2 protein-coding genes (1 of these 2 cut by a window edge) are annotated in these 18,945 nt (G+C 66.8%); both read left to right on the top strand.

Features of this window, described 5'->3' with window-relative positions:
* Nucleotides 1-574 precede the first annotated feature (574 nt).
* On the top strand, nt 575-805 hold the full coding sequence (locus ACNQR1_RS21845) for an MbtH family protein (RefSeq protein ID WP_124712060.1): 231 nt from the start codon (nt 575-577) through the stop codon (nt 803-805).
* Between the two features lie 17 nt (nt 806-822).
* On the top strand, nt 823-18,945 hold the 5' portion of the coding sequence (locus ACNQR1_RS21840; protein ID WP_418047808.1) for a non-ribosomal peptide synthase/polyketide synthase. The gene runs 6,261 nt beyond the window's last position; only the first 18,123 of its 24,384 coding nucleotides appear in the window; it begins with the start codon at nt 823-825; its stop codon lies beyond the right edge, outside the window.

Here is an 18,945-nt window from a genome sequence, read left to right as displayed (position 1 = left end):
AAGATCCCTAGCTACTAGACGGTAGATATGCCGACATCACGACCTCGGGCTGTGACCGACGCTGATCGCCGGTCGCGGGGGAGCTCGTGCTCCGCGTCGATCCACGGTCGCAGCTCTGGGTTCTACGGCAACTCCCAACCGTACGTTGTCGGTTGGGGTGTGGGGCACTTTCGGCGGATACCGTTGCCCGCGGAATCCTGAGCGGATGCCCAGCGTGTGTTGATCGATTGAATTTGTATTTCCTATGAGCTCTAGGGATCGACCGATGGCTCCGCGGCACATCGCCGATGCGGGCTACCCGCCGGTCAGCAAAATTCTGGCAAACCATGACAGTATCGGCGAAACGGCTGGTGTCGACCTTGTCAGCAGGTCGCTTACCAGGTACATGCCAAGGTCTGTTGGCTAATTCGCCATGTTAACGGTGGTCCCGTGGGGCGTCGCCGCGTCGCGCCGCCCTCGCTGGATGTAGAACAGCAAATATTGACGATTTCCCTAAAATCGCTTGCCAGGCGGACCGTCTGGGTTAGGTTTAGAACGTGTTCCATTTAACTCGCCCAGATGGTCTGGAGAACTGGTGAGTATCAATCCATTCGACGACGACAACGGCAGCTTCTTCGTCTTGATCAACGACGAGGAGCAACACAGCTTGTGGCCGGCCTTCGCGGATGTCCCAGCCGGCTGGCGGGTGGTTTACGGCGAGGCGAACCGCGCGGCATGCCTTGAGTACATCGAGCAACACTGGGCCGACATTCGGCCGAAGAGTTTGCGAGACAGGTTGGCACAGGGTCGGACTGTTGATCAGTAGTCGGCGGGCTGCGACCGATGGAATGTGATCATGAGAGACTCCCGCTCACGCGGGGCCAGTTGGACATTTGGCTTTCGGAGGAAACCGGCCTCGCTGGTGTCAAATGGCAGCTGGGCATGCTGGCGCGCATTGACGGCGTCATCGAACATGAACTGCTCGAACGGGCGATTCGCCACGTCGTCCGTGAGGCCGAACCCCTCAGGGTTACCTTCGGCGAAGCCGACGGCCAGGTCTTCCAGACGGTGGTCGACCATCCGGATGTCGAGCTTGCCCGCCATGACCTGACGGGCTCGTCTGATCCGGCACAGGACGCCTATCGGGTAGCGTCAGCGATCCGGCAGACGCCGATGCCGCTCGACGGCCCGTTGTTCAAGTTCGCGCTGCTGCAGACGCGCGCCGACGAGTTCTACTTTTTTGTGTGCTGCCACCACATCGCGATCGATGGAATCGGGATGGCCCTGGTCTGCCACCAGATTGCCGCTGCCTACACAGCAATCGCTGGTGCCGCACCGATGCCACCTGCGATCTTCGGCTCGTTGAAGGGCCTGATCGATTGCGAGTCCGACTACGAGGCTACCGAGGATTACCTCGACGATCAGGCCTATTGGGCGAGGAATGTTCCGCCCGAGAGTGAATACCGTTCTGGGCCTGCCCTCGGAGTCGCAAACCCGCACAACCAATATGAGCCTTCTGCGCCGATCCAGCTGGCCTCCTCGGTGGTGGCCAAGGCCCGGGAGCTGGCGAAAGCTCTGGGGGTGCGTCGTGCCTCGGTGATCACCGCGGCCTATGCGCTGCTCGTGCATGGCGAGATCGGGGGAACAAAGGTCGTACTCGATCTTCCGGTCAGCCGGCGGGTGCGTCCAGAGGCACTGATGGTGCCCGGGATGGTGTCCGGGGTTGTGCCGTTGATCTTGGACATGTCGCCGCAGTCGACAGTGGCGGCGTTGTGTGAGCACGTTGACCAGCGGTTCCGAGATGCGCTGCGCCATCAACGATTCCCGTTGCGCGTGATCGAGAACAAGTCACGATTCCAGGGCAGCGGACAGCCGTCGGCCCGGCCTGCCATCAATTTCATTCCGACCATTCCCGAGGATGAATTCGCCGGTGCTCCGGCATCGGGAACCGTCACGCACACCGGTCTGGTCGATCAGTTCGGTCTGGTCTTCCTCCAGAAGGACGAAGAGCTTCTTCTCAGCACCACGGGTGTGGGTGAGTTGTTCGTCGGTTGCGACGCCCGTGAATTGGCGGACCGCTTCGAGCGGGTTCTGACCTCGATGACCGCCGCTCCGGGACGGCCGATTTCCGCGGTCACTGTCCGCGCTGCCGTCGAGGAGATCGACGGGTGGGGTAACCGGGCCGCGTTGAGTCGGGCGATGCCGGAGTCGGTGTCGATCCCGATGCTGTTCGACGCGCAAGTGGCTCGTCATCCGGCGGCGGTCGCGGTCAGCTTCGGCGACAGTTCGATGTCGTACCGCGGATTGAATGCCGCTTCGAATCGGTTGGCGCACCTGCTGATCGAGCAGGGCGTGGGGCCCGGACACCGGGTGGCGTTGTTGTTCCCGCGGTCGGTCGAGGCCGTCGTGGCGATCATGGGGGTACTCAAGACCGGTGCGGCGTATGTGCCGATCGATCCTTCGGTGCCCGACGCACGGTTGGATTTCGTGCTGGCCGACTCCGGGTCGGCGGTCGCGGTTACGACCGGTGATCTGGCCGATCGGTTGGGTGGGCGCGGGTTGGCGGTGATCGATGTCAGTGACCGTGCGGTCTACAGTCAGCCGGGTACGGCGCTGTCCGTAGGGCCGACGCCTGACGACATCGCGTATTTGATCTACACCTCAGGTACGACGGGTACGCCCAAGGGCGTGGCGATTCCGCATCGGAATGTGGTGCGGTTGTTGGCTGCGATCGATCGTGATGTGGATCTGTCGGCGGGGCAGGTGTGGACGCAGTGTCATTCGCTGGCCTTCGACTTTTCGGTGTGGGAGGTTTTCGGCGCGCTGCTGCATGGTGGCCGGTTGGTGGTGGTGCCCGAATCGGTGACGCGTTCGCCTGAGGAGTTCCACTCCCTGCTCGTCGATGAGCGCGTGAGTGTGTTGAGCCAAACGCCGTCGGCGTTTTACGCGCTGCAGGCGGTGGATGCGGCCCAGCCGGAAAATCGGATGGCGCTGGAGGTCGTGGTGTTCGGCGGGGAGGCGCTGGACCCGTCGCGCCTGAGCCCGTGGCTGGCCGAACATCCGAGGCTGCCGCGGTTGATCAACATGTATGGGATCACCGAGACGACGGTGCATGCCTCGTTCCGGGAGATCACCGCCACCGATGTGGGCAGTCCGGTTTCGCCGATCGGTGTGCCGCTGGCGGATCTTGCCTTTTTCGTGCTGGACGGTTGGTTGCGTCCGGTGCCCGCGGGTGTGGTGGGCGAGTTGTATGTCGCCGGTGCCGGTTTGGGGGTCGGCTACGTCGGTCGGCCGGGGTTGAGTGCGTCGCGGTTCATCGCGTGTCCGTTCGGGTCGCCGGGGATGCGGATGTATCGCACCGGTGATTTGGTGTCGTGGGGCGCTGATGGGCAGTTGCAGTACCTGGGGCGCGCTGACGAGCAGGTCAAGATTCGTGGTTATCGCATCGAGTTGGGCGAGATCCAGTCCGCGCTGATGGCTTTGGACGGTGTCGAGCAGGCGGTGGTGATCGCCCGTGAGGACCGGCCGGGGGACAAGCGGCTGGTCGGTTATGTCACCGGGACCGTCGATGTGTCCGCTGCGCGTGGTGCGCTGGGGGAGACGCTGCCGCCGTATATGGTGCCCGCGGCGGTGGTCAGGTTGCAGGCGTTGCCGTTGACGGTCAACGGCAAGCTCGACAAAAAGGCTTTGCCGGCACCGGAATACCAGCATGTCGATGGCTACCGGGCCCCGAGCACGCCCATCGAGCAGATCCTGGCCGGCATCTACTGCGAGATCCTCGGCCTGGACCGCGTCGGTGTGGACGCGTCGTTCTTCGAGTTGGGTGGCGACAGCATCCTGTCGATGCAGGTGGCCGCCCGCGCCCGGGCCGCAGGACTGACGTGTCGCCCACGAGACATCTTCGTTCAGCAGACCGTGGCCCGAGTTGCCCAGGTGGTCGAGGCGGCCGGTGTCACCGACCAGCCTGCTGACGAGGGTCTCGGTCCGGTGGTGGCGACCCCGATCATGCGGTGGCTGAAGGGCCTGGAGCGTGTCGACGGCCCGATCGACGAGTTCAATCAGACGGTGGTGCTGCAGGCACCCACCGGCGCCTGCGAGGACGACGTGGTAATCCTGTTGCAGGCCTTGCTGGATCGGCATGGCATGCTCCGCTTGCGTGCCCAGGACGACGGCGCCGGCGGATGGGCGCTGACAGTGCCCGACGTGGGGGCCGTCGACGCCGCTCAATGCTTGCGCCCAGTGGACGTGCTATCCGATGAGGCGCTGGTGGCGGCGAGGTCAGCGTTGGACCCTGCTGCCGGTGCGATGCTCCGCGCGCTGTGGGTCACTTCCACGAGTCAGCTGGTGCTGATCGTGCACCATCTGGCGATCGACGGTGTGTCATGGCGAATTCTGTTGGACGACCTCAACATTGCCTGGTCCCAGCATCGTGGCGGCCAACCGGTGGCGCTGGCGCCGAGCGGGATGTCGTTCGCCCGATGGGCGGGCCTGCTGGCTCAGTTGGCGCAGAACTCGCCCGTGACGGACCAGGCGCATGCATGGCGGCAGGTCGCGGCCACGCCGCCGGTGCTGCCCGCACCGCAACCCGAGGTCGATACCTATCAGACCGCCGGGCAGCTGTCGATGACGCTGGACCGCGAGACCACCCACCTGCTCCTCGGTGAAGTGCCTGCGGCGTTTCACGCAGGCACTCAAGACATTCTGCTGATCGCGTTCGCGCTCGCAGTCGCCGAATTCTCGCGTGGCGGCGGCGCCAAGATCACCATCGATGTCGAGGGCCATGGCCGCACCGAAGAACTCGGCGACTATCGCGATATCGACCTGTCGCGCACGGTCGGCTGGTTCACCACCAAATACCCGGTGGCCCTGGCTGTTGGCGAATTGCGCTGGTCCCAGGTGGTCGCCGGAGACGCGGCGCTCGGGACCGTGGTCAAAGACGTCAAGGAGCAGCTCCGCGCTCTGCCGGACAGCCTGACCTACGGTCTGCTGCGCTACCTGAACCGTGACACGGACCTTTCCGGACCCGACCCGGCGATTGCGTTCAACTATCTGGGCCGCCTGGGCGGAACCCCCGGCGATACGTCCGGCGATCGGTGGCAGATCCAGCCCGACGGCTTGTCGTTGACTCGCGCCGCCGCGGCGGTGCCCACGTCACTCGGGCATACCGTCGAACTCAACGCAGCCACCCTCGACACGGACACCGGCCCGCGACTGAACGCCGACTGGACGTGGGCGCGTTCGGCACTCGATGACGAGCAGATCAGTCGATTGAACCGGTTGTGGTTCGAGGCTCTGGTCGGCATCTGCGAGCATGTGCGAAGCGGTGGCGGCGGATTGACTCCGTCGGATATCGCCCCCGCGGAGCTGAGCCAGGACGAGATCGACGAGCTCAGCCGGCAACACCGTATCGCCGACGTCCTGCCGCTGACCCCCTTGCAACAGGGCCTGCTCTTCCACGCCGACACCGCGCAGGGTTCCGACGACGTCTATGCGATGCAGCTGGATGTCGCGCTGAGTGGCCCGCTCGACCCGCAGCGGCTGGGCGAAGCGGTGCAGACGGTGGTCCGCAGACATCCGCAACTGGCCGCCCGATTCCGCGGACAGTTTGAGCAACCGGTCCAGGTCATCCCCGCTGATCCCGTGGTGCCCTGGCGGTACATCGAGTTGCACGCCAATGGCATCGGCATCGGCATCGACGGTCGCATCGACGAGATCTGCGCCGGCGAACGTGCGGCGGTCTGTGACCTCGACAACCAGCCCGCGTTCCGGGCCGTGCTCATTCGCGTCGCCGACGATCGGCATCGGTTCGTGCTGACCGCTCACCACATCGTGCTCGACGGCTGGTCGATGCCGATCTTGCTCCAGGAGATCTTCGCAGGCCTCAGCGGGCAACGACTGCCTGCCGCCGCCCCGTATCGCAGTTTTGTCACCTGGCTCAGCGAACGTGATCGCGCCGGTGCCCACGAGGCGTGGCGCGAGATGCTGGCAGGATTTGAAACGCCGACGTTGATCGGTCCACTCGAGCGAGATGGACTGGGGCAGCGAGGTGTTGAGTCGTTCCGGCTGTCCGAGCAGATCACGCGCGCGCTCGGCGATCTGGCACGCTCGCATCACACCACCCCCAGCATCGTGCTGCAGGGCGCGTGGGCGCTATTGCTCAGCTCGCTGACCGGCCGGCAAGACATCGCCTTCGGTACGACGGTTTCCGGCCGCCCCGCCGAGATTCTCGGCGCAGATTCCATGGTGGGCCTGCTGATCAACACGGTGCCGGTGCGGGCGACCTTCCACCCGGACACCACCACCGCCAACCTGTTGCGTCAATTGCAGGCCGCCCACAACGACACCCTCGAACACCAGCATGTGGCGCTGAGCGACATCCACCGGATCACAGGCCAGGACAGACTGTTCGACACCCTGCTGGTGTTCGAGAACTACCCGGTCGACGCCACGGCACTGTCGAACATCGACGGCTTGGCGATCACCGAGTTCGATTTCCGCGAATCCAACCATTACCCGTTGGCGGTGCAAGCGCTGCCGGGCCGCGAACTGCAACTCCGCGTCGAACATGACACCGATGTGTTCGGCCTCGACGCCGTCGAGGCCCTGATCGAACAGCTGAATGCGGTTCTGTCGGCGATGACAGCGGATCCGTTGCGCCCGTTGTCGTCGGTGGATCTGCTCGACGAAGCTGCTCACGCACGTCTCGACGCGTGGAGCCATCGGGCGGCCTTGACCGAAGCGCCAACCACGGAATCGATTCCGGCTCTGTTCGCCCGACAGGTGGCCCGTACGCCACACGAAGCGGCGGTCACTTTCGATGGCCGGTCGATCACCTACCGGGAACTCGATGAGGCCGCCGACCGGTTCGCGCACGTGTTGTCCGCTCACGGTGCGGGCCCGGGCGAGGTAGTGGCGCTGCTGTTCTCCCGGTCGTCCGAAGCCATCGTGGCGATTCTCGCCGTTCTGAAAACCGGTGCGGCTTACGTGCCGGTCGATCCGGCGCTCCCGCTTGCGCGCATCGAGTTCATGGTGGCCGATGCCGCGCCGGTCGTGGCGGTCACCGCTGCGGCGCGGCGGTCGCGCCTGGACGGGTGCGACGTTCCGGTCATCGACATCAGCGATGTCGCGGCCACCGCTGACTCCGTTTCGGGAGTTCGCCCCGGCACTGCCCTGACGGGCCCGGCGCCCGATGACATCGCGTACATCATCTACACCTCGGGCACCACTGGCGTCCCGAAAGGTGTTGCCATCCCGCACCGTAACGTGCCGGGCCTGTTCGGATCCCTCGGCGCCCACGTGTCGTCGGGACCGGGGCAGGTATGGACGCAGTGGCACTCCTACAGCTTCGACGTCTCGGTCTGGGAGATCTTCGGTGCGTTGCTCCATGGGGCGCGCCTGGTGGTGGTGTCAGAGTCGGTCGCCGCATCGCCCGACGACTTCCACGATCTGCTGGTTGCCGAACACGTCACTGTGTTGAGCCAGACCCCATCGGCTGCGGGCATGATCGCGCCCCAGGGCCTGGAATCGGCGGCGTTGGTGGTGGCCGGCGAGGCGTGTCCGCCCGAGTTGGTGGAGCGCTGGGCGCCGGGCCGGGTGATGATCAACGCGTACGGCCCCACCGAGGCCACGGTGTACGCGTCGATCAGCGCGCCCCTCGCCGCGGATTCGGTGGTGCCGATCGGCGCGCCGGTCGCCGGGGGAGCGCTGTTCGTCTTGGACGGCTGGCTGCGTCCGGTGCCGCCCGGAGTGGCCGGTGAGCTCTATATCGCCGGTCGCGGTGTGGGGACAGGATATTGGCGCCGCTCGGGGCTGACGTCTTCCCGGTTTGTGGCGTGCCCGTTCGGGGCGCCGGGACAAAGGATGTACCGCACCGGCGATCTGGTGCGGTGGGGCCTCGATGGTCAGGTGCAGTACCTGGGTCGCGCCGACGAGCAGGTCAAGATCCGCGGCTACCGCATCGAACTCGGTGAGGTCCAGGCCGCTCTGGCCGCACTCGACGGTGTCGTGCAGGCCGTGGTGGTCGCCCGCGACGACGGCCCTGGGGGCAAGCGCCTGGTCGGTTACATCACCGGCACCGCCGACCCGGGCCAGATCCGCGCCCGGCTCGCGGAGCGACTCCCGAGCTACATGGTCCCGTCCGCGGTGCTGGTCATAGACACGGTGCCGCTGACGGTCAATGGCAAGCTCGACCGGCGTGCCCTGCCGGCACCGGACTACGTTGGCGGCGAAGGCTATCGGGCCCCGGCCAACCCGGTCGAGGAGATACTGACCGACATCTACACCCGTGTTCTCGGCGTGGACCGGGTGGGCGTCGACGATTCGTTCTTCGATCTGGGTGGGGACTCGTTGTCGGCCATGCGCCTGGTCGCCGCGATCAACAAATCGCTGGATGCCGGCATCGCTGTGCGTTCGTTGTTCGACACGCCAACCATCGCGCACCTGGCCTCCCATATCGGTGGGCGCGAGGCCCGGTTGGAGCCGGTGGTGGCCCGTGAGCGGCCCGCGGTGGTTCCGTTGTCGTTCGCCCAGTCCCGATTGTGGTTCCTGGACCAATTGCAGGGTCCGTCAGCGGTTTACAACATGACGGCTGCGTTCCGGATCAGCGGTGTGCTGGACATCGACGCCATGAATGAGGCGTTGGCCGACGTGGTGGCTCGCCACGAGAGTCTGCGCACCCTGTTCGTCTCACCCGACGGCGTTCCACGTCAGGTGGTGATTGCCCCTGGGGGCACGGAATTCGGCTGGGATGTCGTCGATGCCGGCGGGTGGACACCGGAGGAGCTGCGGGCCGCTCTCGAGGCCACGGCAAGGCATACTTTTGACCTGGCCAGCGAGATTCCCCTGCGGGCACGACTTTTCCGCCTGGCCGACGACGAGCACGTGCTGGTCGCGGTGGTGCACCATATCGCCGCCGATGGCTGGTCGATCACCCCGCTGGTGGCCGATCTCGGTGTGGCCTACGCCCGCCGTTGCGCGGGGCAGACTCCCGACTGGGCGCCCCTGCCGGTGCAGTACGCCGATTACACCTTGTGGCAGCACGCGCAGTTCGGTGACTTCGAGGACAGCCAGAGTCGCATCGCTACACAGCTGAGCTACTGGCAGGACGCGTTGGCCGGTATGCCCGAGCGCATTGCCCTGCCCACCGATCGGCCCTACCCGCTGGCGACCGATCAGCGCGGAGCCACGATGGCGGTGGACTGGCCCGCGGACTTGCAGCAGCAGGTTGCCCGCGTGGCGCGCGAGCACAACGCGACCAGCTTCATGGTGGTTCAAGCGGCACTCCTGACCCTGCTTGCGAAACTCAGCGCGAGTTCAGATGTGGCAGTGGGTTTCCCGATCGCCGGACGTCGCGACCCCGCGCTGGATGAACTGGTCGGCTTCTTCGTCAACACCTTGATCCTGCGGGTCGACCTGGCCGGGGACCCGACGGTGACCGAAATGCTGGCTCAGGTCCGCGCGCGGAGCCTGGCCGCCTTCGATCACCAAGACGTGCCGTTCGAGGTGCTCGTCGAGCGGCTGAACCCGGCTCGGTCCCTGGCCCACCACCCGCTGATCCAAGTAGCGCTGGCATGGCAGAATCTCGCCGGGCACGACATCAACGATTCAGCTGTCGGCCTGGAATTGGGCGATCTGCGGGTCACTCGGATGCCGGTGAACACCCACACCGCCCGAATGGATTTGAATTTCTCGCTGGCGGAACGCCGGACCGATTCCGGCGAGCCCGCCGGAATCGGTGGCACGGTGGAGTTCCGCACCGACGTGTTCGACGCCGATACCATCGCCACGCTGATCACCCGGCTGCAGCGGGTGCTGACGGTGATGACTGCCGACCCGACGGCGCGATTGTCGTCGGTCGATCTACTCGACGACGACGAGCACGCCCGGCTCGCTGCGATGGGCAATCATGAAACGTTGACCCGTCCGGCTCCCAGACCGGTCTCGGTCCCCGCGTTGTTCGCCGAGCATGTGGCGCGCACCCCCGGGGCGGTGGCGGTCACCTGCGGCGACCGTTCGTGGACCTATCGAGAACTCGATGACGCCGCGAACCGGTTGGCGCACTTGCTCACCCGCTGGGAAGCAGGCCCCGGTCAGTGTGTCGCGGTGCTGTTCAACCGGTCCGCCGAGGCGATCATCGCCATCCTGGCTGTCCTCAAGACCGGCGCGGCGTATCTGCCGATCGATCCGTCGGTGCCCGATGCGCGGTTGGAGTTCGTACTGACCGATGCCGCGCCGGTGGCCGTGGTCACCACCACCGATCTCGCCGATCGGGTGCGGGGACGCGGTGTGGCGGTCGTCGATGTCAGTGAGGTCGCTGCCACCGCATCCGCCGCCGGTGGGTTGCCGACGCCGGGCGCAGACGACATCGCCTACCTGATCTACACCTCTGGTACCACCGGTGTGCCGAAAGGCGTTGCGGTCACCCATCACAACGTGACCCAATTGCTGGAGTCCCTCGATGCGGGGCTGCCTCGCCCTGGAGTGTGGCCCCAGTGTCACTCCCTGGCCTTCGATGTCTCGGTGTGGGAGATCTTCGGCGCTCTGCTCCGTGGTGGACGAGTGGTGGTCGTGCCAGAGGACGTCGCGGTCTCACCGGATGACTTCCACGCCTTGCTGGTCGCCGAACGAGTCGACGTTCTCACCCAGACACCTTCTGCGGTAAAGGCATTGCCTACCGAAGGCTTGGAGTCGGCGGCGTTGGTCGTGGTCGGTGAAGCGTGCTCACCCGAGGTGGTCGAGCAGTGGGCTCCCGGCCGCGTGATGATCAATGCGTACGGTCCTACCGAGACCACGATGTGCGTGGCGATCAGTGCCCCCCTGCAGCCCGGCCACGGCGTGCCGATCGGTTCACCGGTTCCCGGAGCCGCGCTGTTGGTGCTCGACGAGTCGCTACGTCCGGTGCCTGCCGGAGTGATCGGTGAGCTGTACGTGGCAGGTGCGGGGCTGGCGTATGGCTATGTGGGTCGAACCGGTTTGACCGCCTCCCGGTTTGTCGCGTGCCCGTTCGGCGGCATCGGCACACGCATGTATCGCACCGGAGACCTGGTGTGCTGGCGCCCGGACGGCCAGTTGCAGTACCTGGGCCGAGCCGACGAGCAGGTCAAGATCCGCGGCTATCGCATCGAACTGGGTGAGGTCCAGGCCGCCTTGGCGGCGCTCGCTGGTGTGGAGCAGGCGGTGGTGGTCGCCCGCGAGGACCGACCCGGCGACAAGCGGCTCGTCGGCTACATCACCGGCACCGCCGATCCGGCCGGGATCCGTGCCCAACTGTCGGACCGGTTGCCCGCCTACATGGTGCCCGTCGCCGTGATGGTGTTGGACGCGATTCCGTTGACGGTCAACGGAAAACTCGACACCCGTGCGCTTCCCGCTCCCGACTACGGCTCCGGGGACGGATATCGCGCCCCGGCCGACGCGGTGGAAGAGGTCCTGTCGGGTATCTACGCCCAGGTTCTCGGTCTGGACCGGGTCGGTGTCGACGACTCGTTCTTCGACCTCGGCGGCGACAGCATCTTGTCGATGCAGGTGGTTGCCCGGGCGCGCGCAGCGGGGCTGGTATGCCATCCTCGCGATGTCTTCGTCGAGCAGACGGTGGCCCGGTTGGCGCGGGTGGCCGGAACGGCCGCCGCACCCCGTGGCCCGGTCGACGAAGGAGTCGGGCCGGTGCCGGCGACGCCCGTCATTCGGTGGCTGAACGACGTGGAACGCGCCGACGGCCCCGTAGACCAGTTCAACCAGACGGTGTTGCTGCAGGCGCCCGATGGGGTGACCGAGGCCGATGTCGTGATCATGTTGCAGGCCTTGCTCGATCGGCACGGCATGCTGCGGCTGCGAACCGGGGGCACCGCGGCCGGCTGGCAGTTGACCGTGCCCGAGGCCGGCGCGGTCGACGCGCATGGATGCCTGCAATCGGTGGACACCCTGACGGATGAGGCACTGGTTGCAGCGCGGTCGCGGTTGAACCCGGCCGCCGGGGTGATGCTGAGCGCGCTGTGGGTGACCTCGACGAGCGAGCTCGTACTGATCGTCCACCACCTGGCTGTCGACGGGGTGTCGTGGCGAATTGTCCTGGAAGACCTCAATCTCGCGTGGGCACAGCGTCGCGGCGGACAACCGGTGGATCTGCCGCCTGCTGGAACGTCCTTCGCGAGGTGGGCCGAACTGCTGGAGATGCACGCCGGCCACTCGGACGTTGTGGCCCAGGGGCCGGTGTGGCGGCGGGTGGCGGCGACCCCTGCGGTATTGCCGGCGGTGCGGCCCGAAGCGGATACCTATGAGACCGCCGGGCAGCTCCCGGTGTCCCTCGACGTCGCGGCGACGCGCATGTTGCTCGGTGAAGTGCCGACGGCGTTCCACGCCGGGGTGCACGACATCATGTTGATCGCGTTCGGGCTTGCGGTGGCCGAATTCTCCGGAACGCTGGGCACACCGGACGCGCCGATCGCCGTCGACGTCGAAGGGCACGGCCGTCAGGAAGAACTGGGCGGAACCCTCGATCCGACCATCGATCTGTCGCGCACTGTCGGGTGGTTCACCACCAAATACCCGGTGGCATTGAACTTCGCAGGTGGCTTCGAGGGACTGACCTGGTCCCAGGTGGTCGCCGGCGATGCGGCGCTGGGCGAGGTGGTCAAAGACGCCAAGGAGCAACTCCGTTCGCTCCCGGATCCGCTGACGTACGGCCTGCTGCGCTACCTGAACGCCGACGTTGATCTCGACGGGGCCGACCCGACCATCGGGTTCAACTACCTGGGTCGTCTTGGCGGCGGATCCACGCCGGCAGTCGATGAGCTGTGGCGGATATCCGCGGATGGTCTGTCGGCCACCGGTGCGGCCGCGGCGATACCCATGCCGCTGACCCACACCGTGGCACTCAACGCGGGCACCCTCGACACCGATTCGGGTCCGCAGCTGCAAGCCAATTGGACCTGGGCGCGCTCGTGTGTCGACGACGCACAGGTCAGCCGGCTCAGCAAGCTGTGGCTGGACGCTCTGGCCGGCATCTGTGAGCACGTCCGAAACGGCGGGGGTGGGCTTACCCCGTCGGACATCGCGCCGGCCCGGCTCAGCCAGTCCGAGATCGATGAACTGGCAAGGCAGTACCGGATCGCCGACATCCTGCCGCTGACCGCGTTACAGCAGGGACTCGTTTTTCACAGCAGCAGCGCGCAGAGTCCCGACGACGATCTATACGTGGTGCAGTTGGACATCACCGTCGCCGGTGCGCTCGACGAGCACCGGCTGCGGGATGCCGTGCAGGCCGTGGCCACCCGCCATCCGCACCTGGCGGCCCGGTTCTGCGAGCAGTTCGACGAGCCCGTGCAGATCATTCCGGCCGATCCCACCGCGGGGTGGCGATATGTCGAATTGGGCACCGCCGCAACCGAAGAGCAGGTCCAGCAGGTGTGTGCGGACGAACGCGCCGCGGTCTGCGATCTGGCCCATCCGCCGGCCTTCCGGGTGGCGATGATCCGCACCGGACACAACCGGCACCGGGTGGTACTCACCAACCACCACATCGTGCTCGATGGGTGGTCGCTGCCGATCCTCCTGCAGGAGATCTTCGCCGGCTACCAGGGGCATCGGCTGCCCGTGGCCACGCCGTATCGGAGCTTCGTCAACTGGCTCGCCGATCGGGACCTTCCCGGCGCCCACGCCGCCTGGCGCGAGGTGCTGGCAGGTCTCGACGCCCCAACCCTCGTCGGCCCGGCGCAGAAACCGGAGCTGGGGCAGCGGGGAGTGCTGGCACATCGGGTGTCCGCGAAAACCACCCGCGCGCTCAACGAACTGGCCCGCTCGCATCGGACCACCGCCAACATCGTCTTGCAGGGCGCCTGGGCGCTTCTGCTGAATTCGCTGACCGGCCGGCGCGACATCGTGTTCGGCACGGTCGTCTCGGGACGCCCGGCCGAGGTCGTCGGCGCGGAATCGATGGTGGGCCTGCTGATCAATACGGTGCCCGTACGCGCGGACATCACCGCGGCGACAATCACCACCACCGGACTGCTCGACTATCTGCAGGACGCGCAAACGAAGACCCTTGAGCACCAATATCTCTCGCTCAGCGAGATCCACCGCATCGCCGATCACGACCGACTGTTCGACACCCTGTTCGTGTTCGAGAACTACCCCGTGGACACCGGCGCGTTATCAGGCGGTGACGGCGGGTTGGAGATCATCGAGGTCACCAGCCACGAGTCCACCGACTACCCGTTGACGATGCAGGCCATACCCGGTGACGAACTGCGCCTGCGTCTCGAATACGACACAGCCGTCTTCGACGTCGCCGACATCGAAGTCCTCGCCCACCGGGTCGAGGCGGTGCTGGAGGCGATGACGGCCGATCCGGGTCGCTCGCTGGCGACCGTGGACCTGCTCGATGAGGCCGAGCGCAGCCGTCTGGCGCGCTGGGGCAATCGGGCGGTGCTGGGCGACCTGGCGCAGCCGGCGTCGGTGCCGGAATTGTTCGCCGCGCAGGTGATACGGGCTCCGGAGTCGGTGGCGCTGGTCTGCGGGGATCATTCACTCACGTATCGAGAACTCGACGAGTCCGCGAATCGGTTGGCGCACTTGCTCGTCGGTCATGGGGTCGGCCCCGGCGAGCGGGTGGCCCTGATGTTCCCGCGTTCGGCCGAGGCCATCGTGGGGATCCTGGCGGTGCTCAAGGCCGGGGCGGCCTACCTGCCGATCGACCCGGCACTGCCGGAGTCCCGCGTGGAGTTCATGCTGACCGACTCCGCCCCGATCGCCGTGGTGACCACCACCGAGTTCGCCGACCGGTTCGACAGGCACGGCCTGATGATCTTCGACGTGACGGACCCCGTCGTCGCCGACCAGCCCGGCACGGCACTGGCGCCCCCGGCTCCCGACGACATGGCCCACATCATCTACACCTCGGGGACCACCGGACAGCCCAAGGGCGTGGCGGTCACCCAGCGCAACGTCGCGCAGCTGTTCGACTCGCTCCAGATCGGGATACCGCTGGAGCCGGGGCAGGTGTGGACGCAGTTCCACTCATATGCGTTCGACTTCTCGGTCTGGGAGATCTGGGGTGCACTGCTGCACGGCGGGCGGCTCGTGGTGGTGCCCGACACGGTGACTCGTTCCCCGGAAGACTTCCATGCCCTCCTGCTGCGCGAGCAGGTCACGGTGTTGACGCAGACCCCGTCGGCGGTGGGAGTGCTGCCGGTGCAGGGCCTGGACGCCACGGCATTGGTGATCGGCGCGGAGCCCTGTCCACCGGAATTGGTGGATCGCTGGGCGCCGGGACGGGTGATGGTCAACGTCTACGGCCCGACCGAGACCACCATGTGGTTGTGTGCCAGTGCGCCGCTGGCGGCCGGGACCGGGGCTCCACCGATCGGTTCGCCGACGGCGTGGGCGGCGTTCTTCGTGCTGGACGAGTGGCTGCGTCCGGTGCCCGCCGGCGTGGTCGGTGAGTTGTATCTGGCCGGCGCGGGCGTCGGCATCGGGTACTGGCGCCGGACGGCGCTGACCGCTTCCCGCTTCATGGCCTGCCCGTTCGGGGAGCCCGGCACGCGCATGTATCGCACCGGAGACCTGGTGCGGTGGCGCGCGGACGGGCAGCTGGACTACTTCGGCCGCGCTGATGAACAGGTCAAGATCCGCGGGTACCGCATCGAACTCGGCGAGATCCAGTCGGCGCTGAACGCCCTGGACGGCGTGGATCAAGCGGCGGTGATCGCGCGCGAGGACAACCCGGGCGACAAGCGTCTGGTGGGTTACATCACCGGGACGGCCGATCCGGTGAAGGCGCGTGCCGCACTTGCCGAACGGCTGCCGGGCTACATGGTTCCCGCCTCGGTGGTGGCCCTCGCCGCGCTGCCGGTGACGGTGAACGGCAAACTCGATACCCGGGCGCTACCGGCGCCGGACTATCGGGACGTCGACCACTACCGTGCGCCGGCCAGTCCCGACGAGGAGATCCTGGCCGGCATCTACGCGCGGGTCCTGGGTGTCGATCGGGTCGGCGCCGACGACTCGTTCTTCGATCTGGGCGGAGATTCCGTCTCGACGATGCGTCTGGTCTCCGCGATCAACGCCAGCATGGATACCGAGCTTTCGGTACGGACGGTGTTCGAATCACCCACGGTTGCCCAGCTTGCGCTGTGTATCGGTGAAGGCGAGCGGCGACTGGCACCGCTGGTCGCCGGTGAGCGCCCCGCGGTGATCCCGCTGTCGTTCGCCCAGAACCGGTTGTGGTTCGTCGACCAGCTGCAGGGGCCGTCGCCGGTCTACAACATGCCGGTCGGCCTACGGCTTCATGGACGGCTCGACACCGACGCGTTGGGTGCGGCACTGGGCGATGTCGTGGGTCGCCATGAGAGCCTGCGCACGCTGTTCGATGCGCCCGACGGAACTCCTCGTCAGGTGGTCATGTCCGTCGACCGAGCGGACTTCGGTTGGGCCGTCGTCGATGCCGCCGGCTGGACCGAGAGCGCGCTGAACGAGGCCATCGGCGCCGCGGTGAGGTACAGCTTTGACCTTGCTTCCGAAATCCCGTTGCAGGCGAAGCTTTTCCGCGTCGCCTACGACGACCACGTACTGGTGGCGGTCGTGCACCATATCGCCGCCGATGGCTGGTCACTCGCCCCGCTGGTGAGTGATCTCAGTGTGGCGTACGCCGGCCGCTGCGCAGGGGCGGCACCCGACTGGGAGCCGCTGGCAGTGCAGTATGTCGACTACACGTTGTGGCAGCGTGAGCAGTTGGGCGATCTCGACGACTCCGACAGTCCCATCGCCGCGCAGTTGACCTACTGGGAAAACGCGCTGGCCGGGCTCCCCGAACGTATCGCGCTGCCCACCGATCGGCCCTACCCGCCGGTCGCCGATCAGCGCGGCTCCACCGTCGCGGTCGACTGGCCGGTCGAGCTACAACAGCGGGTGTGCGCAGTGGCCGGCGAGCACGGCGCGACGAACTTCATGGTGATGCAGGCTTCGCTGGCGGTGCTGCTGTCCAAGATGAGTGCCAGTTCCGATGTGGCCGTCGGGTTCCCGATCGCCGGGCGCAGTGACCGCGCCCTCGAAGAGTTGGTGGGCTTCTTCGTCAACAACTTGGTGCTCCGCGTGGATCTGGCCGGGGATCCCGCCGTGGCAGAGGTGTTGGCCCAGGTGCGGGCGCGGAGCCTGGCCGCTTTCGAGCACCAGGACGTGCCGTTCGAGGTTCTGGTGGAGCGGCTCAACCCGACCCGCAGCCTGACCCATCACCCGCTGGTTCAGGTGGCGTTGGCGTGGCAGAACCTTCCATGGCAGGACACCGGCCCGGCCGGCGGGCTGAGCCTGGGAGACCTTCAGGTCACCCCGTTGCCGGTCGACACACAGACCGCCCGCATGGATCTGACGTTCTCCCTCGGGGAACGCTGGACGCCCGAGGGTGAGCCCGCCGGGATCGGCGGGGCAGTGGAGTTCCGTACCGATGTGTTCGACGCCGGCAGCATCGAGGCGTTGATCGCACGGTGGCGGCGGGTTCTGGCGGCGATGACCGCCGACACGTCCCAGCGGGTCTCGTCACTCGATCTTCTCGACGAGGCCGAGCGCGCGCGTCTGGACGGGTGGGGCAATCGGGCGGTACTGAATGCTCCGACGACCGCCTCGTCCACAATCTCGATCCCGGCGCTGTTCGCCGCACAGGCTGCCCGGGTGCCCGAGGCCGTGGCGATCAGTTTCGACGGCAGTCGCATGACGTACCTGGAGCTGGATGCGGCCGCAACTCGACTTGCGCACAGGCTGACCGCCCACGGCGTCGGTCCGGGTGCATGCGTGGCGTTGCTGTCGGAACGCTCGGCGGACGCGATCGTGGCCATGCTGGCGGTGCTCAAGGCGGGCGCGGCATATCTGCCGATCGACCCCGTGTTGCCCGATGCGCGAATCGAATTCATGCTTGCCGACGCCGGGCCGACGGTCGCGATCGTCACTGCGGGCCTGGCGGACCGGCTGGCAGGATGCGACCTGCGGGTCATCCGTGTCGGTGATGCCGCGGACCCGGTTCTCGACGGTGTCCCCGGCGCCGTATTGCCGATGTCGCACCCCGACGATGTCGCCTACGTCATCTACACCTCGGGCACCACCGGCGTCCCCAAAGGTGTGGCGATCACCCACCGCAATGTGACCGTACTGTTGGGGTCGCACGACACCTTCCTGGCGGGACAGGTGTGGACGCAGTGGCATTCCTACGCCTTCGACGCCTCGGTCGAAGAGATCTGGGGCGCGCTGTTGCACGGCGGGCGGCTGGTGGTCGTGCCCGAGTCGGTGGCCCGCTCACCGGAGGACCTGCAGGCGTTGCTCGTCGCCGAACAGGTCGATGTCTTGAGCCAGACCCCGTCGGCGGTGGCGATGCTGTCCCCAGAGCGGCTGGGCGCGGTGTCGTTGCTGGTGGCCGGTGAGGCCTGCCCGGCCGAGTTGGTGGACCGCTGGGCGCCGGGCCGGGTGATGGTAAACGCCTATGGTCCGACCGAGACCACGATATGTGCCTCCAGGACTGAGCCTTTGGCCGTAGGGACGGGGGCGCCGTCGATCGGTGCGCCGGTGCCGGGCGCCGCGGTGTTCGTCCTGGACGGGGCCTTGCGCCAGGTTCCGGCCGGTGTGGTCGGCGAGCTGTATGTGGCCGGCCGCGGTGTCGGCGTCGGCTATCTGGGCCGCGCGGACCTGACCGGTTCGCGATTTGTGGCCTGCCCCTTCGGATCTCCGGGACAGCGGATGTACCGCACCGGGGATCTGGTGTGCTGGGGCCCCGATGGGCAGCTGCGTTACGTCGGGCGTGCCGATGAGCAGGTCAAGATCCGTGGCTATCGCATCGAACTCGGTGAGATTCAGTCGGTTTTGGCAGGCTTGGACGGCGTCGAGCAAGCCGCGGTGATCGCCCGGACCGATCGTCCCGGGGACCAACGACTGGTGGGCTACGTGACCGGGACCGCGGACCCGGCAAAGCTGCGCACCCAGCTGGCCGAG

It is taken from the genome of Mycobacterium sp. 48b (assembly GCF_048282725.1).
Lineage (GTDB): Bacteria > Actinomycetota > Actinomycetes > Mycobacteriales > Mycobacteriaceae > Mycobacterium.
This window is presented reverse-complemented; position numbering and strand designations above follow the sequence as displayed.